Genomic DNA, 19,548 nt, shown 5'->3' on the forward strand with positions numbered 1-19,548 from the left:
TGCATGCATAGAAAAAAAGTTGGAGGTTGAAATATGCGGTGGTTATTCGTAATCTGCTTAATTATTGCCATCATCGGAATATGGGGCTATATCGACTTTCACCTTGGTAAATATGTGCATGCGAAAAACTGGAAAAAACGAGAATATCCAAAAAGAAAAAGTCACATCCAACTCATCACAAACGGCGGAGAATTATATAAAAGTTACTTCCAGGATTTACAAGAAGCAAAACACTCGATTCATATCTTATTTTATATCGTGAAAAATGATCGGTTCAGCAAATTATTTTTTGAAGCATTAATCGAGCAAGCACAAAGAGGAATAAAAATTCGGTTACTACTTGACTGGTTGGGCAGTCGAAAAGTTCCAAAGGAATGGATTATGGAAGCGCAAAAATATGGTATCGAAATTGAATTTTGTCATCGACCTAGCTTTCCATTTCTCTTTTTCACACTACAACAACGCAATCATCGTAAAATCACCATCATTGATTCACATATAGGATATCTCGGTGGTTATAACATTGGAAAAGAATATATCGATATGGAACCAGAATTATCCCCTTGGCGCGACTACCATATCCGCATTGTCGGGGAAGGCGCACTCGATTTAGAACAAGAATTTCTCGTGGATTGGTATCGGGCGACAAAGAAGAAAGTAGATATGCCTCATAAACCTGAGAAAGTCGTTGGGGAATCAGTCCATTACTTTTACCCTTCAGAAGGAATCGGAGTAGTCGAGCATATCGAAAATTTAATTCATCGTGCGGAAGAATCTATCATCATTGGGACACCCTATTTCGTACCACCAAAGAAGGTTTTTCTTGCCCTACTAGACGCATTAAAAAGAGGCGTATATGTGAGTGTGCTCGTTCCCGATAAGGCAGACCATCCATTTGTAAAAGAAGGTTCATTCCCTTTTTTGCGAAAATTGCTCGCCGCGGGAGGCAAAGTCCACCAATATGAAAAAGGCTTCTTCCATGCAAAAATAATCGTCTTAGATAACACGATATGTGATATCGGAACTGCCAACTTTGACAATCGCAGTTTCCTTTTAAATCACGAAATCAACTGTTTCATTTATGACCAAGATTTTATCAAAGAAGTAAAAGAAGCACTTCAAGAAGATATGAACCGCTCCACCTTTTTAACTTTGGAAAACTTAAAAAAGGTACCATTTTCTGTGACATTCCGAGAATGGATCGCCGGATTAGTGCGCGGCCTATTATAAAAATCGCTAGTGGGTATAAATGACACCAAACTAGCGATTTTTATTAATTATTGGGTTTGAGATAGGTGCTCCTGCGTTGCCACTTGAATAGTATTCTCGCTTGGCTGGGAACGATGAACGCTCCTGCGTGACCACTGAAACGTTTTTCTCGCTGAGCCGGGCACGTTGAACTCCCCTGCGTGACCACTGGAACGAATTTCTCGCTGAACCGGGCACGTTGGACGCTCCTGCGTGACCACTGCAACGATTTTCTCGCTGAACCGGGCACGATGGACGCTCTTGCGTGACCACTGCAACGATTTTTTCGCTGAGCCGGGCACGATGAACGGCCCAGCGTTACCTCTTAAACGATTTTCTCGCTGAGCCGGGCACGTTGAACGGCCCAGCGTTACCGCTCGAACGGTTCTCTCGCCGAGCCGGGCACGTTGAACGCTCTTGCGTGACCACTGCAACGATTTTCTCGCTGAGCCGGTAACGTTGAACGGCCCAACGTTACCCCTTGAACGATTTTCTCGCTGAGCCGGGCACGTTGAACGGCCCAGCGTTACCTCTTAAACGATTTTCTCGCTGAGCCGGGCACGTTGAACCGCCCAGCGTTACTTCTTGAACGATTTTCTCACCGAACCGGGCACGTTGGACGCTCTTACGTGACCACTTGAACGGTTCACTCGCCGAGCCGGGAACGTTGAACCTCCCAGCGCTACCACTTGAACGATTTTCTCGTCGAGCCGGGCACGTTGGACGCTCTTGCCTGACCGATCAAACGATTTTCTCTCTGATGAGGGAACGCAAATCTACTAGCATGTCATACTTCCCCCTAAAAGTAGGCAGAAATAGAAAAAGGACGGTGGCCTCCCACCGTCCTTTCTATTAACTTACATCTTTTCTGGCGCAGATACACCAACAAGTGCAAGTGCATTTTTTAATGTGATTTGAACAGCTTTGACAAGAGCTAGTCTAGCTTTTGTTTCTGTTTCATTATCTTCATTCAGTACTTTCTCCGCGTTGTAGAAGCTGTGGAATGTAGATGCTAATTCATAAATGTAATGCGTGATGCGATGTGGAATTCTTTTCTCAGCTGCATCGGCAATTACTTGAGGGAATTCACCAAGCTTTTTCAAAAGATCCACCGATTTCTCGCTAGATAGAGATGTTAAATCAACACCCGCATCTACAGAAAAACCTTTTTCCTCTGCTGAACGCAGAATACTACTTATACGTGCATGAGCGTATTGTGCATAGTATACAGGGTTTTCATTAGACTCCGAAACTGCTAAATCTAAATCAAAATCCATATGTGTATCCGCACTGCGCATTGCGAAGAAGTAACGAACAGCGTCTAGGCCAACTTCCTCAACAAGTTCGCGCATTGTTACTGCCTTCCCTGTCCGCTTACTCATCTTCATTTTCTCGCCATCTTTATACAAATGTACGAGCTGAATGATTTCAACTTCGAGAAGATCACGCTCATACCCTAATGCCTCTACTGCAGCCTTCATACGAGGAATGTATCCGTGGTGATCAGCGCCCCACACATTGATTAATTTATCAAAGCCACGAGAAATTTTGTCCAAGTGATACGCAATATCTGGCGTTAAATAAGTATACGAACCATCATTTTTAATTAAAACACGGTCCTTGTCATCCCCAAATGTCGTGGATCTGAACCAAGTTGCTCCATCTTGTTCGTAAATATGTCCCTTTTCACGAAGGATTTCAAGCATAGGCTCAATCTTTCCATTTTCATATAAGGAAGTTTCTGAAAACCAAACATCAAAACGAACTCTGAAATTTTCAAGATCCTTTTTCAATTTAGCAAGTTCATACTCAAGACCATATTTACGGAAAAATTCGAAGCGAGTCTTTTCATCCTCATGCACATACTTATCCCCATATTGCTCGGCTAATTTTTTACCAATCCCGATAATATCCTTCCCATGATATCCATCTTCTGGCATTTCTTTTTCTAAGCCTAGCGCTTGGAAATAACGAGCTTCTACGGAAACAGCAAGGTTATGAATTTGATTACCAGCATCATTTATATAAAATTCACGAGTTACTTCATAGCCAGCTTTATCTAATACGTTACTAATAGAGTCACCAACTGCTGCACCTCTAGCATGTCCTAAATGCAAGTCCCCTGTTGGGTTTGCAGAGACGAATTCCACTTGGACTTTTTGACCCTTTCCACTGTTAGAACGACCATACTCGTCCCCTTGTTCAAAAATGGTTGGGATAATTGCTGTTAAATAACTATTGTCTAAGTAAAAATTAATAAAACCAGGTCCAGCAATTTCTATTTTCTCAATCGAAACTTTAGAAGTATCCATATTTGCTTGAATCTGCTCCGCAATCATACGTGGTGCTTTCTTTGCTACACGCGCAAGTTGCATCGCCATGTTTGTGGAATAATCACCATGCTCCTTATCCTTTGGTGTTTCTAAAATGACGTCTGGAATTTGGCTTTCTTCTGCAAGTCCTGCTTTTATTACTGCTGCTTTAATTTCCTGTTTTATGTTCTCTTGAATTTGCTCGACAATATTCATTTTTTTACCATATCCTCCTCATAGTGAATATCCATTTCATAATAACCTGCAACAGTACCTTCCATTGCTAGTTCATAAGCTAAGTGTAGTGCACCCTCGCATTCATTATTTTGCTCCGTATGCTGAAGTCTTTTAGTTTTCGTAGTTAAAAATAGATGTCCAAAGCCACTTTCATGTGAACCATTTCGTTCCTGTGAAAGTTGGAAACTTAAACGCATTTTAATGATACCACTTCTTATAATAACGGCTTCATCATTCGTTATTTTTACAATAGTATGTACCGTCCCCTCATCTTGTACCTCATCATATTTTAAGTAAATCGCATTTTTCTTGCGATAATGAGTTCCAAAAAGGGTTAATTCATATGTTTCTGCTTCATCATCTACTTGAATTTTATTCTTTAGATGGATTTTGACGGGAGTTTGCGTTTCCACCATCATGTTAATCACATCCTTTATGTAGTCTTGTCCATCAGGCGCTTACGCTTTTCTTTGTCTAGCTACAGGCGGCAGGGACTCGGGGTCAAATAACCTGATTCACTGAAAGGCAAAATACGCCTTTCTTTGAATCAGAACATTTGCCTGTCGTCCCTTAACGACCGCCTTACGCTTTTCTTGTAATCTAAATATTATATGAAAATATTGGTGGAAAAGCAATGTAACGGGGGAATGATGTCGGTATTCGCAGAAAGTGCAAATTTTATGAAAAATGACGCAAAAAATTAAGTTTCTTCTCGTTTCATGAATAAAAACCTGATTTTATCTTCATAATGTGAAGGGAGATTGCTAGTTTATGGAGGTGAGAAAAGTGGAGGCGGAAACTAGAGTCAGTAGAAAGAAATGGAGAACGTTTCGGTTAATAACATTTATTAGTATTTTTGCTTTCATCATTTTCGCAATTATATTTACTTCTTTTTATATTTATATGAGAGTGTTAGGTCCTCCTCCCCTAGCAATTCCACAATCTACTTTATATTACACAGTGGATGGGGAGATTTTCGGGGAGAGTAATAGCGGTCAAAAGCGTTATTGGGTACCTTTAGATGAGATTTCTCCTTCTGCCATAGATGCGGTCATCGCGATTGAGGATCAAAATTTTTATGAACACGCTGGATTTGATGTAAAAAGAATAGCTGGTGCCGTAGTCGCGAATGTCCAAGCAATGGAAAAAGTACAGGGTGCTAGTACGATTACCCAACAGTATGCGCGGAATCTCTACTTAACGATGGATAAGACATGGAAAAGAAAAATCTCTGAAGCCTTCTATGCAATGCGGCTAGAAATTAATTATGACAAAGATCAAATATTAGAAGGCTATTTAAATACGATTAACTTTGGTCATGGTGCCTATGGAATTGAAGCAGCTAGTCAATATTATTACGGAAAAAGCGCAAAAGATTTAACGCTTGCGGAAGCTGCATTACTTATAGGGATTCCAAAAGGGCCTGGTGTTTATTCGCCCTTTTACTCTGCAGAAAATGCAAAAAATAGACAATTACTCATTTTGAATGAAATGCATGATTTAAATATGATTACGGCAGAGGAAAAAAATATTGCCGCCAAGGAAGAACTAACATTAGTAGGAAAACATCCACATCATCGCGCTGAGATTGCTCCATACTTTTTCGATGAAGTAAAAAAGGAGTTAATCCGTACAGTTGGCCTCGATGAAAGGGTCATTGCTCTAGGTGGATTAAAAGTCTATACAACACTTAATTTAAAGCAACAACAAATAGCAGAAAAAATAGTAGAACAAACAATGGACGATTCTTCTGACTTACAAGTAGGCTTTACTGCTATGGACCCTAGGACTGGCTATGTTACCGCGCTTGTCGGTGGTCGTGATTATGATGAAAGCCCATTTAATCGGGCAACGCAAGCATCTAGACAACCTGGGTCTACATTGAAACCATTGCTCTACTTTGCTGCATTAGAACGTGGATTTACTCCATCTACCTTAATGCGTAGTGAATTAACGACATTTCAGTACGATAATGGAAATTCGAAGTATATACCTCATAACTTTAATGAAAGGTATGCAAATGGCGATGTGACGATGGCACAAGCACTCGCAGTCTCTGATAATGTGTATGCAGTGAAAACTCATATGTTTCTCGGCGAGGAGGTACTCGTTGATACCGTAAAACGTTTTGGAATTCAAAGTCCAATGCAAGCTGTCCCTTCCCTTGCTCTAGGTACATCTGGAATTAAGGTAGTCGAACTAGCAAATGCGTATAGCATGTTTGCCAATGGTGGAAAAAAAGTAGAACCTGTCTTTATCTCGAAGGTAGAAGATAGTAAAGGAAATGTCATTTATGAAGCCGAACAACAAAAGCAACAAGAATTCTCTCCAGAACAAGCTTTTATTATGAGCCATATGATGACAGGAATGTTTGATTCAAAATTAAATGGCTACGCTACTGTCACAGGAGCTTCGATGATTAATCAGATGAGTCGCACATATGCAGGTAAATCGGGGTCGACGAACTCAGATAGCTGGATGGCCGGCTTCACTCCTGGCCTTACTGCTGTTGTGTGGACAGGCTATGATAGCGGGAAGGAAATTACGCTAACAGCAGATAAACTGTATGCCAAAAATATATGGATTCGATTTATGGAACAGGCGCTTGAGGGAGAAGATGAGAAACTTCACACCTTTCGACCACCAGTTGGAGTCGAAGCCGTACCTATTGATCCATCAAATGGTAAACTAGCAACAAGTTTCTGCCCAACATTTAGACTAACTTATTTTGAAGCAGGAACAGAACCAACCGAAATGTGTACAGATCACGTATTCGGATTTTAACGTATACATGCATTTTTTCATAAAGAAAAGACCGAGGTGTGCGGCCTCGGTCTTTTCTTTATAGCGAAAGGCTGTCCAGGCGCTTCCGCTTTTCTTTGTCTAGCTGCAGGCGGTAGGGACTCGGGGTCAAATAACCTGATTCACTGAAAGGAAAAGTACGCCTTTCTTTGAATCAGAACATTTGCCTTTCGTCCCTTTACGACCGCCTTCCGCTTTTCTTTGTCCTAGTTTGCAGTATGCGAACTATATGTAAGTTTACTTATTTTTTTAGAATTGGGCAAGGTTAGGGATTGTTTTTTGAAATCTTTCATAAAATGTTCATATTTTCGTCATTTTTTGCCAGGAATTTCTAACACATCACCCAAATTTTAGGAGAGTGCTTGTTTTAATTCGTCACTGGATCTTTCCCACATACCTTCATCATGTTTTTGTAGAAAATCAGCTAGTGCCAACCGTGATTTGTCATCCATTGAATCAACCACGATTTTCCCCTTCATTGCTTTATCCATATGATTCACATGTTGTGGCATTGACTTAAATCCGCGGCGTGCAGGGCGATTAATATAGAGCTCACATGCTCCTAAACCTGCATAATACGGCCCCTCTACTTTTCTATCAACAGCAACCCAAATAATCCAATATTTCTTCAAATCCTCAATTGGATAATCTTCTTTTAACTCTTCTAGTGTCTTTAAATATTTAACACTTCGTTCCGTCTTACTTCTCGCATGCATTGCTTGTAACTCGATCCACACTTCCCCTTCATCAACATCGATCATAACAGGAGTGATATTTTCTAGACTTAAAGAACCAATTCCATATCCTTTATGTCCATCAGTTGGATCATTTTTTATTATATTAAACTCTAGTTTTTTCTTATTCTGTTCCATACATATTCCTCCTTACTCATTTATAAAAGCGATAGGAACATATTTTGCAAATTGCTCACAAAATATGGAATAACTGTATTTAATATTGGATATATCGTATAACTCCCAAGTGGAGTAATCACTAATATTAAAAATACTAAGGAGCCATATTGCTCGTATTGAGTCATTTTTGCTCTTACAGATGGAGACACTAAATCTTCTAATATCCGGTATCCATCTAGTGGCTGTAAAGGCAATAAGTTAAAGACAAATAATAAGACGTTAAAATAATTAAACCACAAGAGAAACTCAACTAACATCGGCGGGAAATTTGCACTAAATAACACTAGAATTCCAGTACCTATCACTGCTAGTGCAAAGTTACTTAGAGGTCCCATCAACGATACAATTATTCCCCCAAGTCGTGGGTTTTTAAAGTTTCGGCGTTTGACTGGGACTGGACGCGCCCAACCGAACCCAAAAATAAAAATCAATAATGTACCAATTGGGTCCAAATGTTGAATTGGGTTTAATGTTAATCGACCTTGGTCCTTCGCTGTTGTATCACCTAATTTATATGCTGTATACGCGTGAGCAAATTCATGTACCGTAAACGCAATAATTAACACTGCCGCAATGAGCGGTATTTGTTCTATATCAAATCGTAAAAAGCGCTCCAAAAAATCCACACAGCCAACTCCTTATCATCCGTTTTTCACTAATTTATAGTATAGCATCTTGATTGATGATTAAAAAACGAATACACTTTGACTAATACATAAATATTAGGGGGAAATGCAAATGCCATATGTAACAGTCAAAATGATAGAAGGACGCAGTGAGGATCAAAAAAAGGCACTTGTAGAGAAAGTAACAGCTGCTGTCAGCGAAACTACTGGTGCATCTGAAGATAAGGTTGTTGTGTTCATTGAAGAAATGAGTAAAAACCATTACGCTGTAGGCGGAAAACGACTAAGCGATCAAGAGTAATCAAACGCGGTTGAACCACTTTTGATTCAACCGCGAATTGTTACCGCACTTCTCTTTTCTAACGTTTCCGGGCGTTATTCCCGAGGATTAACTCCCGTTTTTTGCTTTTCCTTGTTTCCAGGGCATTATACTCAGCGATTAGTTACCTTTTCTCACTTTTCCCCGTTTCCAGGGCACTATTCACAACGATTAGTTACCGGTTCTCACTTTTTTCCGATTCCAGGGCACTATTCACAGCAATTAGTTACCATTTCTCGCTTTTTTCTGTTTCCAGGGCGTTATTCTCAGCAATTAGTTACCGGTTCTCACTTTTTTCCGATTCCAGGGCGTTATTCACAGCGATTAGTTACCAATTCTCACTTTTCCCCGTTTCCAGGGCACTATTCACAACGATTAGTTACCGATTCTCGCTTTTTTCCGATTCCAGGGCACTATTCTCAGCGATTAATTACCGGTTCTCCATTTTTCCCGTTTCCAGGGCACTATTCACAACGATTAGTTACCGATTCTCGCTTTTTTCCGATTCCAGGGCATTATTCCCGCAAATTAATGACAGTTAATCACTATCACTCCATCTTAAGGAACTATCCCCGAATCTTCCGCCAGCATAATCATGTAATCCTCAGAGACACATTACTTCCCTTTCAATATCGCCAGTATCTCTCGCTTCACTTTTTCATGTTTTGAAAAGTCTAATAGAATCTCTTCTGGATAGTACAGTTTATGATCACTACGTAGCTTTCCTGAGATCGCATCGACAATCGTAGATTCCCTCGACAATTCATGGAGCTCACCGTTGGGCATTAATAGATGAATAGGACGTCGTTCTTCCTCATCCCCAGGTCGATAGAAATCATATGGCAAATCTGAAGATGAATCGAACGCTAAATAATATTCCGGGTCAATTTCAGCCGCTCGGAAAAGTTCGCTAAGCTGTTCTGATAGAATCTCCTTTTTATCTGGAGAAAAACCAACATATTTTAGCAGCTTACGATTCATGAAGCGACTACATAAATCTCGTAAAATAGAATCCTCTTCGTCTTGCCACATTTGAAAATAATAAAGAACGACAGATTCATCTAATTTTAAATAATCCTCTAATGTTACTTCTTCATTAAATAAAGAAACAAAATGCCTTGGCTCATATTTAAAATTATAGTTTTCCTCATATAAGGCTTTAGCACGTTGTAAAATTTTCGTTAAGATTACTTCTGCACTTCTTGTTACAGGATGAAAGTAAACTTGCCAATACATTTGATAGCGACTCATGATATAGTCTTCAACAGCATGCATCCCAGTTGATTTAAATACAACTTGGTCTTCTCGCGGACGCATGACACGTAATATTCTCTCCATATCAAAGTGACCATAACTTACACCTGTAAAATAAGCATCTCGTTGCAAATAATCCATTCTATCCGCATCAATTTGGCTAGAAATCAAACTAACTACGAGTTTATCGTGATATGTTTTTCCAATTACAGCAGCAACTTTTTCCGGAAAATCAGGACTAACTTGTAATAAAACTTGATTTACTTCTGTATTGCCTAAAATAATCTCCCTTGTAAAATGTTCGTGATCTAAATGGTAAACTTTTTCAAAGGAATGAGAAAATGGACCATGACCCAAATCATGCAATAACGCGGCACATAAAGATAGTAGTCTTTCGTCTTCATTCCACTCAGGTCGACCTTTAAAAACATCATCCACTACTCTTCTCACAATTTCATATACACCAAGCGAATGATTAAAACGACTATGTTCAGCACCATGGAAGGTCAAATACGTTGTCCCTAGTTGTTTAATTCTCCTTAACCTTTGGAATTCTTTCGTACCAATTAAATCCCAGATGATTTTGTCTCTAACATGTGCGTACCGATGAACAGGGTCTTTAAAAACTTTTTCCTCGCTTAACTTCATATTGGAACTTTGCATTATCCAACCCTCTTCCTATCTATCATGTTTCTATTATATCGGCTTTATTGCCTTTTATAAAGGAAATAACTATCTAGTAACTTTTTTACGATTTTGGTATATAAATTGGATATCTTGTCCATGCTATAGCTACGGGAAAAACTAATAAAATAATGGATGAAAAATGGGAGTTGATGACAATGAAGACACGTCAAGATGCATGGACAGAAGAAAATGATTTATTACTAGCTGAAACTGTTTTACGACATGTACGAGAAGGTAGTACACAATTAAATGCTTTTGAAGAAGTTGGCGACAAATTAAATCGCACTTCAGCTGCTTGTGGTTTTAGATGGAATGCAGTTGTTCGCCATCAATATGAAAAAGCACTAGATTTGGCGAAGAAACAACGTAAACAAAGACAGCGAATGCTAGGTAAAGAAACAGGTGGTAAGAAAAAGCTACTCTATCAGCCACCAATGACGTATATTCCAGATGCGCAAGATAATGAGGAATTGAGCGAATTACCACGTCAGTTTAATATGTTTACAGAGGAAATGGGCCAAGAAAATGCGGAAGCCTTTACTGGCAAACTTTTACCTGCACCAAGTGATATGAATACAGGTGAAATGAATATTGATAAGGTAATTCACTATTTACAAACATTCCAAACATCGGAATTCCAAAAAGATATACTAAGAAATGAGAATGAGAGATTAAAAAGAGAGTTACAAGATTTACGAGCTGAAAATAAGGATTTGAAAAAGCAAGTTGAAAAACTAGAGGACAATTCTGTTACGATGCAAGAAGACTACGAAACTTTAATGAAAATATTAAATCGTGCCCGCAAACTCGTATTATTTGATGAAGAAGATCGTACTGCAAATTCATTCAAAATGGATCGTAACGGTAACTTAGAAAAATTGGCAGAATAATTAGTGGATTAGTTGTTTACATTATAAGTAATAGCATGTTTGGTACTAATCAAACAGCTATTTAATAAAGTAGTGGAGCTGATAGTATATCTACAGCTTCACTACTTTTCTGTTTCGATCAACCATTCGCTCATAATATCCTTGGAACCATTCCAATTCATCATCATGTAGTTGTTCGTTATATATTTTCCCACTTAATTTATGTAATGTGGTCAAAAAACGAAACATGACATCTTGAATCGTTAGATCAACATTCATTAGTTCAGACAATGAGGCCATTACCTCTGGCTGAACATCCGGAAACACAAATTTTTCTGATTCGTTGTATTTTGCATGCTCATAAAATTCCTTCACTAATTGCGCTCGTTGTTGTCCACTACCCGTCACACAAAGGTAGATTTGGACAGCTACACCTTTCCTCACTCTGCGTTGTGAGATACCAGCAAACTTTTTTCCATTAATGCTTAAGTCATAGCTACCTGGACAATAGGAACCGACGATTTCTCGCGCTTCAATTTCAACGTCAAAGTCTGCAAACATTATGCGAATAAGTTCCCACATAGAATCATAGCCTCGGTTGATATCTATCCCTTTTTCTGTATCCGGTACAATAAGTGATAGATTGAGAACACCTTCGTCAAGGGCAACAGCTAGACCACCAGAGTTACGGACTATTCCAGTGATGTTTTTTGATTGTAAAAAATCCAGTCCTGCTTGTAGGTCAGGTAATTTGGTATCTTGAATGCCGAGTACTAGTGTATTGACGTGGACCCATGATCGAGCAGTTGGCGGTGAATAGCCGCTTCCAACTGACATACATAGTGTATCATCGATAGCGAATGATTGAATGGCATGGAAATGTGGATTAATGCTTGATTGATCGATAAGGCGCCATTCTGGCTGTTTCAGTAATTCTAACATGTCTTTACTCCTTCATAAGTAACTAGAGGGAGCTGGGATAAAAGAATGTATATGGAATTAAAAGCCAAACTATTACTTGAATCAGTTTCAAGATAGTTCGGCTTTTTAATTTCCAAAAAGCAATTTCTGTGGAATCTTCAACTTGATGATTGCACAGTAGGGAGCTGTTTCAATCGAATGTTACCAGCGGAGGAAATACACGAAGACTCCTGCGGGAGCAAAGGCCTCGATGAGACCCCGCAGTGCGATCGCACGAGGAGGCTCATCAGCCGCCCGCGGAAAGCGTAGTGTATTCCCGTAGCGGTATTGTTTTCTTACATCATTCGAATTCACAACTAGCTATTTGTCCCAGCCCAGCTCACTATAGTTCAAAACTCTTTATTTATTGCTTTTATCAAGTGATTGTACTGCTGTTACGAGTGCTAGGTTGTAGACGTCTTCTTCGTCACATCCGCGAGATAAGTCATTAACAGGAGCGTTTAATCCTTGTAAGATTGGCCCTACTGCTTCGAATCCACCTAAACGTTGTGCAATTTTATATCCGATATTTCCCGCTTCTAGGCTAGGGAAAACAAATACATTTGCATCCCCTTGGATTTCGGAATCTGGAGCTTTTTTCTTAGCAACAGACGGAACAATTGCAGCATCGAATTGGAATTCACCATCTATGATTAATTCTGGGTTAATTTCTTTTGCAATTGTAAGGGCATCTGAAACTTTCTTCGTTTCATCAGAGACAGCAGACCCTTTTGTAGAGAAACTTAACATTGCTACACGTGGATCAATATCAAACATGGCAGCTGTTTTCGCACTTTCTACTGCAATTTCTGCTAAGTCTTGGCTTGTTGGTGCAATATTAATAGCACAGTCAGCAAATACGTATTTTTCCTCACCTTTGACCATGATAAATACACCAGAAGTTTTACTTAATCCTGGTTTCATTTTAATAATTTGCAGTGCAGGTCTTACCGTATCCGCTGTAGAATGAGCAGCACCACTTACAAGTCCATCTGCTTTATTCATATAAACAAGCATTGTGCCGAAATAATTTTCATCTTTTAACATTGCTCTAGCTTGTTCTTCTGTCGCTTTTCCTTTACGGCGTTCTACGAAAGCAGCAACCATTTCGTCCATTTCTAAGTAATTTTCCGGATCATAAATTTCAGCGTTATCAAGCGAAACTTTTAATTCTTTTGCCTTTGCTTGAATTGCTTCCATATTCCCAATTAATACTGGGATTAATATACCATCCGCTGCAAGACGTGCCGCTGCAGCAAATACACGGTCATCTAATGCTTCCGGAAATACAATCTTTCTATCCCAGCCCTTGGCCTTTTCTTTTAAACCAGCAAATAAATCATTTTCAGTTTTACGTTCTCTCATATAATTGTCCTCCTATCTCTCTTTCAGTATGCCCCATTGATGTCTTTTTGATTTGAAGGTTAATTCTTCCTTCCTAAGCATAAACCTTTTTTTAAAAAAACGACAATAATATGCAGTATTTATGGCATATTTTTTACATAAATTGCTTTACATATGAAATGGTGGCATTCTTATGGTATATTGTATTTGCTAAGCATTGATAATAATTTTCAGTTAGGAGTTGATTCACATGAGTGAAGCAGCACAAACACTAGATGGTTGGTATACTTTACATGATTTTCGTACTATAGATTGGGCATCTTGGAAGATGCTTTCAAGTGATAAAAGAGAAACAGCAATTGTAGAGTTAAAGCAATTTCTGCAAAAATTAGAGGAAGTTCAAGATAAAAAAGAAGGTAGTCATGCCTTTTACTCCATTGTTGGTCAAAAAGCAGACTTTATGCTAATGATTTTGCGCCCGACATTGGACGAGCTTAATGAGTTAGAAACTGAATTCAACAAACTTACGATTGCAGAATATACCATTCCTACTTATTCTTATGTGTCTGTTGTAGAATTAAGTAACTATTTAGCGAAGGAATCAAATGAAGATCCTTACCAAAATCCATATGTACGTGGACGTCTGTATCCAATTCTTCCACAAACAAAGCATGTATGCTTCTATCCTATGGATAAGCGTCGTTCTGGAGAAGATAATTGGTATATGCTCTCCATGGAGGAACGCAGAAAACTAATGCATAGTCACGGACTAATTGGTCGTCAATATGCCGGTAAAATTAAGCAAATCATTAGTGGATCCGTTGGTTTGGATGATTGGGAATGGGGCGTTACTCTATTCTCCGATGATGCTCTTCAATTCAAGAAAATCGTCTATGAAATGCGCTTTGATGAAGTGAGTGCACGCTACGGAGAGTTCGGTTCATTCTACGTTGGAAACTTAATAAAAGATATTGATAAACTACTTGCTGTCTAAGCAATCTTAATAAAAAGCCATCGTCCTATTATGGAACGATGGCTTTTTTTATAAAAGTCAAGCATAGGCACCCTCCTACGTGCATACAAATGTAAGAGTAGATGGCTATTAATACAAGTAGGTTGATTCCTACTTCTGGATGTGCCCTAGTCAAACATCCATAACTATGAGGAGGGAAAATTTTGTCTAATATGAATCCATATCAAAACATGGCAGGATTTTATTCAAATCCAATGCAACAGCAAATGCCATTCGGACCACAAACACAGTTCCCTGGCTATATTCCACAGCAACAACCGCAAGTTCCTGTAGGTACAGGAGGAGCAAAAGGTGGGGTAAATGTACCGGGAATGCTCCCAATCGAGGAATCATACATTGAAAACATTTTGCGCCTGAATAAAGGAAAACTTGTTAATCTCTACGCGACATATGAGCATAACACAAAGTGGAATGCGAAAGTTTTCACAGGTATTATTGAAGCAGCTGGTCGTGACCATGTAATACTTAGTGATCCTCAAACTGGAAAACGTTTCTTAATTCCGATGATCTATGTTGACTATGTCGAATTTGATGAACCAATTGAATATGAATATCCATTTGGTAACGGCCCACTAGTATCACAGCCACCAAGATAATCAAAAAAGCTAAACACTTCGCTGGAGGTGTTTAGCTTTTTTATTAGGTTCGTATTTTATAAATATTTCACTGTGAAAATGATTAATAATAGCCATGAGATAAGAAAAGCTACTCCACCAATTGGTGTGATTGCTCCGAGGACTTTAATTCCTGAAACACTTAATACATATAAGCTACCTGAGAAAATGATGATTCCAATAAACATGAGCCACCCTGACCAGGAAAGCAGACCAGAAACCGGTACATTCCGTGATAGAATCCCGATCGCTAATATTCCTAATGCATGAAACATTTGATACTGAACTCCGGTTTTCCACACATCCAAATATTTCGGTTCTATTTTCCCTTCAAGTGCGTGCGCTCCAAAAGCCCCGAGCCCCACGCTTAACAACGCATTTATCGCACCAATAATAATGAAAATTTTCATATATCATTCTCCTCTACCTAGTAAATTTCACTCAGGATGCCAATCTACTGAACTTAAAAATCAAATATGGAATCCCCATTTGCCCCATCTTCTGTTTCAATTGGTTCAGATGATGGTAACGAAACTGACGGTGATTGCTGAATAGGCGTATGTTGAACTGTCGCAATTGGTTTACTTAATTCATTATAAGTCTTAGATTGTTTCTCCTCTAACATGACTTCTGCTAGTGTTTTAAGCGCATATATATGGTTACGGCGACTAGCTTCATCTCCACTTTGACGAGCTGCTCTCAATTCTTTTTCCATCTTTCCCAATAGCGCTTCATATGAAATGCTCATTACATTACCTCCTATCGTCCCATTATATTTTCAAACTTCATTTTCCCCAACATGTTTGCTCGTCCAAAATTCGGTTATATACATAATGTAACATCCCTATTTTAACCTAAGGAGGAGTTATTGTTATGAATACAGTACAAATTTGCGAAAACGGCTTAGAAGCAACACGAGTTATCGACGAACTACTTTCCCAAGGTTATATTCACGATAATATATATATCTTTGCACATGGGGAGAGACGTTCCAACGATTTAACAGATGCCACAAATACCGCGTCTGTCGGCTTGGAGGAACAAGGATTTTTTGATGCGGTTCAAAATGTTTTTCGAACTCGAGGCGATGAATTGCGTGCCAAGTTCGAAGCTGTTGGCTTAACAGCAGAAGAAGCTGAAAGATATGAAAGTGTACTAGATACTGGAAAGCTAGTAGTTGTAGCTAACCGCTAGGAATAACGAGGAGTCTCCGCAAACGAGAGACTCCTTCTTTTATTTTTCATGTACAAAGAGCTTTCTTGATTTCGCTATCCACACAATCGCACCCACTGCAAATACCACAATCAAAGCTTCCAATACATAAATATTTTCTATTACTTTTACTTGATATAATGCTACAGGGAAGTCAATAACAGCATGTATCAATATCGCAAAAATAAAATATTTCATCTGCTTACTAACAATTGCGTACATGACTAGGATGGAAAGCCCTAGCTGTATCGACATTGCTGCTAACCTCTCAATTCCACCTAATAAAATTAATCCCCCAGAATCTCCTGTTAACTGTTCCTTTATCGGTGTAAGAGCGTCTTTCATTTGATTGTCCGTAAATAGTGCATCGAATGACCCGCTATTAATCATGAAAGCAAAAACAAGCATAATGATACTATTAAGTCCTACAAGTACAATCGCCTCTGCTCCACCATGACCAAGACCAAAAGAAAGTCCGTCCTTCCATTGTCTACTAGTCTTTAGCGCATACTTCATCACTACGAACCTACCAGTTTCCTCAAAGATCCCGGCCATTAAACCTGCGTAAAGCATATATAACCACGGGTTTTCAGCCCATCCCCTCATCGTCCCATTATTAAAAAGGATAAAATTATGAGCAATTCCCTCTAACATTTGTGCAAATATGAAAAAAGTTGCTGCCCCAATGAGTAACACTGGGATGGAAATTTGAAATCTTTTTCTAAAAATAATGAACAGTGCTATCGGTGTTCCAATTGTAATTAATAATGAAATGATGATGGAAGTAATCGTAAATGAACTAACCATGTCAAAATCCTTTCGTTATTTGAATGTTTTCTTCCGTATTATGTATGTTTTTTTATCCGTTGCTGGTTAGAGGGTGATACCAAGCATGTTTTTCTTTCTAAACGCGTTATGGAGTTATCTCGACCATTTAGAGATACTTTTATCACGGAATACGTCGTGATATGTTCTCTCTCGACTAATATGAGAGGCTTTTATCAAAGATTGCGTCGTGACATGCATTCTCTCGACCACTGAGAGATGCTTTCATCACAAAATACGTCGTGACATGCTCTCTCTCAACCATTAGAAGAAGCTTTTTTCACGGAACACGTCGTGATATGTATTCTCTCGACCATTCATAGATGCTTTTATCACAGAATACGTCGTGACATGCATTCTCTCAACCATTAGGAGAGGCTTTTTCCGCGGAACACGTCGTGACATGCTATCTCTCAACCATTAGGAGAGGCTTTCATCACGGAATACGTCGTGACAAACTCTCTCTCAACCATTAAGAGAGGCTTTTTCCACGGAATGCGTCGTGACAAACTCTCTCTCAACCATTAGAAGAAGCTTTTTCCGCGGAATACGTTGTGACTCCATTCAGGCCTCTCTACCATTAACCTACTAACGAATGATATACCTTTCTTGCTTCTACTTGATTATTGGTCCCATGGACAAGCGCACGTCCATCTTTGAAAAAGACAACTCGTGTTCCTTCTTTTATGACGGAAACAAGAAAAGGATTGCCACTAACCTCATAGCCGGCTTCTCGCCATCTCTCGGTTAACTGTTCTAACGTAAGCGTCTTTCCAGCAGCTGGTCTTATTTGCACGGTATTTCTGCCACAAAGGACAGCTACTTTCATTTCTGCATCTTTTTGTAAGTAAGGGTATGTGGGACTTGGGCCACATGTATGACAATTGGGGTCTTTCAGTGCTCCAGCCTTTAAAGATAAATAGTCATTTTCCCAAAGATCAAAGGAAACATATGTCTTCCTCACTGCCTCATTGTTTCCGGATAAAATTTTTAATGCTTCGGCACTTTGTTGTGCGGTAACCATTTGTACGGTAGGTGCGATAATGCCTACTGTATCACATGTTTGCCCCTGTAAAGGTAGTCTTTTTAACAGACATTGCAAACATGGAGTTACACCTGGAATGATGGTAAACGTCATACCGAAGCTCCCGACACATGATCCAAAAATATATGGAATGTTGTACTTATGGGCTAAGTCATTTAATAGAAAACGAGCATCGAAATTATCAGTCCCATCCATAAGTAAATCAACATCGTCCATAATCGACTCTAACAGATCTGCATCTGCGTGGCCGACGATTGCCTCAATATCTACTGAACTATTAATACGCTTTAACTTATCTTTTGCCGCTTCTGCTTTCGGCCATCTTTCCAACGCATCTGTTTCTGTATATAAATGTTGCCGTTGCAAATTACTCATTTCTACATAATCTCGGTCGATAATCGTGATTTTGCGGACGCCAGCTCTAGCAAGTGTCTCAGCTGTATGAGTCCCAAGTGCACCAACCCCAAGAATTAGTACATGTTTTGAACTTATCTCATTCTGTCCCTTATCGCCGATTGGTTTAAATAATATTTGCCGTGAGTATCTTTCTCTATCCATTTCCTCACCCTCCACTAACAGGGGGAATTAAGGCGATTACATCATCCGCTGCAATCATATAATCTTCCGTCGCAAACTCTTCATTCACTGCAACCATAACACCTTCTAAATCACCTAGCTTCGGTGACAATAGATTGCGGACTTCGGCTACTGTTTTTCCAGTTGCGTCTACCTGTAAAGTACTATTTCCTGCAGTTTCTTTTAAATGAGCAAATAACATTACCTTATTCACGCAAATCTTCCTCCTCTGGTTTTCCTCCTGAATAAGCTTTTGTTCCTTGTTGATTACCTATCCACTCTTCTCCGTCTTCCCAATGTTCTTTTTTCCAAATCGGGACTATTTCCTTGATTCGTTCGATCGCATAACGATTTGCCTCATATGCCTCTGGTCGATGTGGAGAAGAAACAGCAATGGCAACTGCAATATCCGTAATTTCTAAGCGGCCAATCCGGTGAATGATTGTTGCTTCTACGTCAGGCCAACGCTTTTTCATTTCTGATACAATTTGCTCCATCTTCTTAACTGCCATTGCTTCATATGCTTCGTATTCTAGGTATAGTGTTTTCTTTCCATGAGTTAACTCGCGGACTGTACCAATAAACAATGTCACCGCACCAGCTTCTCTGCGGACTACTTTCTCGTACACATCCTCTATTTTAATTGGTTCTCGTGTAATTTCGCAGTTCAT

Annotated in this window: 20 protein-coding genes; 7 read left to right on the top strand and 13 right to left on the bottom strand. The window is 39.3% G+C overall.

Annotation, left to right across the window (positions count from 1 at the left end; translation table 11 throughout):
• The first annotated feature begins 33 nt into the window (after positions 1-33).
• Entirely contained in the window at positions 34-1,230 is a 1,197-nt protein-coding gene (cls, locus tag ACFPM4_RS17390; RefSeq protein ID WP_382354598.1) for a cardiolipin synthase, read from the top strand.
• An 875-nt stretch (positions 1,231-2,105) separates the two neighbouring features.
• Here cls and argS read toward each other — a convergent pair.
• Both argS and ACFPM4_RS17400 read right to left on the bottom strand, forming a co-directional pair.
• Positions 2,106-3,776: an arginine--tRNA ligase gene (argS, locus tag ACFPM4_RS17395; protein WP_382354601.1), complete on the bottom strand. Its 1,671-nt coding sequence runs from the start codon at positions 3,774-3,776 to the stop codon at positions 2,106-2,108.
• Entirely contained in the window at positions 3,773-4,216 is a 444-nt protein-coding gene (locus ACFPM4_RS17400) for a YwiB family protein (RefSeq protein WP_382354604.1), read from the bottom strand. The genes argS and ACFPM4_RS17400 overlap by 4 nt, the downstream gene beginning before the upstream one ends.
• Positions 4,217-4,568: 352 nt before the next feature.
• Between ACFPM4_RS17400 and ACFPM4_RS17405 the strand changes: the two genes are divergently transcribed.
• On the top strand, positions 4,569-6,581 hold the full coding sequence (locus ACFPM4_RS17405; protein WP_382354607.1) for a transglycosylase domain-containing protein: 2,013 nt from the start codon (positions 4,569-4,571) through the stop codon (positions 6,579-6,581).
• Between the two features lie 368 nt (positions 6,582-6,949).
• Here ACFPM4_RS17405 and ACFPM4_RS17410 read toward each other — a convergent pair whose 3' ends face one another.
• Entirely contained in the window at positions 6,950-7,471 is a 522-nt protein-coding gene (locus tag ACFPM4_RS17410) for a YwhD family protein (RefSeq protein WP_382354610.1), read from the bottom strand.
• Positions 7,472-7,491: 20 nt separating this feature from the next.
• On the bottom strand, positions 7,492-8,130 hold the full coding sequence (locus ACFPM4_RS17415) for a site-2 protease family protein (RefSeq protein ID WP_382354802.1): 639 nt from the start codon (positions 8,128-8,130) through the stop codon (positions 7,492-7,494).
• A 121-nt stretch (positions 8,131-8,251) separates the two neighbouring features.
• Here ACFPM4_RS17415 and ACFPM4_RS17420 point away from each other — a divergent pair, with 121 nt between their 5' ends.
• Positions 8,252-8,440: a 2-hydroxymuconate tautomerase gene (locus ACFPM4_RS17420; RefSeq protein WP_382354613.1), complete on the top strand. Its 189-nt coding sequence runs from the start codon at positions 8,252-8,254 to the stop codon at positions 8,438-8,440.
• A 633-nt stretch (positions 8,441-9,073) separates the two neighbouring features.
• On the opposite strand, the gene ACFPM4_RS17425 is transcribed toward ACFPM4_RS17420, so the two are convergent.
• On the bottom strand, positions 9,074-10,375 hold the full coding sequence (locus tag ACFPM4_RS17425; RefSeq protein WP_382354616.1) for an HD domain-containing protein: 1,302 nt from the start codon (positions 10,373-10,375) through the stop codon (positions 9,074-9,076).
• A gap of 179 nt (positions 10,376-10,554) precedes the next feature.
• On the opposite strand from ACFPM4_RS17425, the gene ACFPM4_RS17430 reads away from it, so the two are divergent.
• Positions 10,555-11,289: an RsfA family transcriptional regulator gene (locus ACFPM4_RS17430; protein ID WP_382354619.1), complete on the top strand. Its 735-nt coding sequence runs from the start codon at positions 10,555-10,557 to the stop codon at positions 11,287-11,289.
• Between the two features lie 90 nt (positions 11,290-11,379).
• Here the strand turns inward: ACFPM4_RS17430 and lipL are convergent, their stop codons facing one another.
• A complete protein-coding gene (gene lipL / locus ACFPM4_RS17435; protein WP_382354622.1) occupies positions 11,380-12,210 on the bottom strand; it encodes an octanoyl-[GcvH]:protein N-octanoyltransferase in 831 nt (276 codons plus the stop codon).
• A 378-nt stretch (positions 12,211-12,588) separates the two neighbouring features.
• Entirely contained in the window at positions 12,589-13,593 is a 1,005-nt protein-coding gene (pta, locus tag ACFPM4_RS17440; protein WP_382354625.1) for a phosphate acetyltransferase, read from the bottom strand.
• 229 nt (positions 13,594-13,822) lie between these two features.
• On the opposite strand from pta, the gene hemQ reads away from it, so the two are divergent.
• A complete protein-coding gene (gene hemQ / locus ACFPM4_RS17445) occupies positions 13,823-14,566 on the top strand; it encodes a hydrogen peroxide-dependent heme synthase (RefSeq protein ID WP_382354628.1) in 744 nt (247 codons plus the stop codon).
• Between the two features lie 209 nt (positions 14,567-14,775).
• Complete coding sequence (gene gerQ, locus ACFPM4_RS17450) at positions 14,776-15,201, top strand: spore coat protein GerQ (RefSeq protein ID WP_144927103.1); 426 nt, start codon at positions 14,776-14,778, stop codon at positions 15,199-15,201.
• A 56-nt stretch (positions 15,202-15,257) separates the two neighbouring features.
• On the opposite strand, the gene ACFPM4_RS17455 is transcribed toward gerQ, so the two are convergent.
• Together ACFPM4_RS17455 and ACFPM4_RS17460 are read right to left on the bottom strand one after the other, a co-directional pair.
• Positions 15,258-15,629, bottom strand: a complete 372-nt coding sequence (locus ACFPM4_RS17455) for a DUF423 domain-containing protein (protein WP_144927036.1) — start codon at positions 15,627-15,629, stop codon at positions 15,258-15,260.
• A 53-nt stretch (positions 15,630-15,682) separates the two neighbouring features.
• Entirely contained in the window at positions 15,683-15,967 is a 285-nt protein-coding gene (locus tag ACFPM4_RS17460; RefSeq protein ID WP_382354631.1) for a YwdI family protein, read from the bottom strand.
• A gap of 125 nt (positions 15,968-16,092) precedes the next feature.
• Between ACFPM4_RS17460 and ACFPM4_RS17465 the strand changes: the two genes are divergently transcribed.
• Entirely contained in the window at positions 16,093-16,413 is a 321-nt protein-coding gene (locus ACFPM4_RS17465; RefSeq protein WP_144927031.1) for a YflT domain-containing protein, read from the top strand.
• Positions 16,414-16,452: 39 nt separating this feature from the next.
• Here ACFPM4_RS17465 and ACFPM4_RS17470 read toward each other — a convergent pair whose 3' ends face one another.
• From ACFPM4_RS17470 to ACFPM4_RS17485, 4 genes are all read right to left on the bottom strand, one after another.
• Positions 16,453-17,238, bottom strand: coding sequence for a YhfC family intramembrane metalloprotease (locus tag ACFPM4_RS17470; protein ID WP_382354634.1), 786 nt, complete (start codon positions 17,236-17,238; stop codon positions 16,453-16,455).
• 598 nt (positions 17,239-17,836) lie between these two features.
• Positions 17,837-18,859 (bottom strand): ThiF family adenylyltransferase, encoded by a 1,023-nt coding sequence (locus tag ACFPM4_RS17475; RefSeq protein WP_382354636.1) that lies wholly within the window; start codon positions 18,857-18,859, stop codon positions 17,837-17,839.
• A gap of 4 nt (positions 18,860-18,863) precedes the next feature.
• On the bottom strand, positions 18,864-19,091 hold the full coding sequence (gene moaD / locus ACFPM4_RS17480) for a molybdopterin converting factor subunit 1 (RefSeq protein WP_382354639.1): 228 nt from the start codon (positions 19,089-19,091) through the stop codon (positions 18,864-18,866).
• Entirely contained in the window at positions 19,084-19,548 is a 465-nt protein-coding gene (locus ACFPM4_RS17485; protein WP_382354642.1) for a molybdenum cofactor biosynthesis protein MoaE, read from the bottom strand. The genes moaD and ACFPM4_RS17485 overlap by 8 nt, the downstream gene beginning before the upstream one ends.

Origin of the sequence: Lederbergia graminis, assembly GCF_042655485.1 — a bacterium.
GTDB lineage: Bacteria > Bacillota > Bacilli > Bacillales > Bacillaceae_C > Lederbergia > Lederbergia graminis.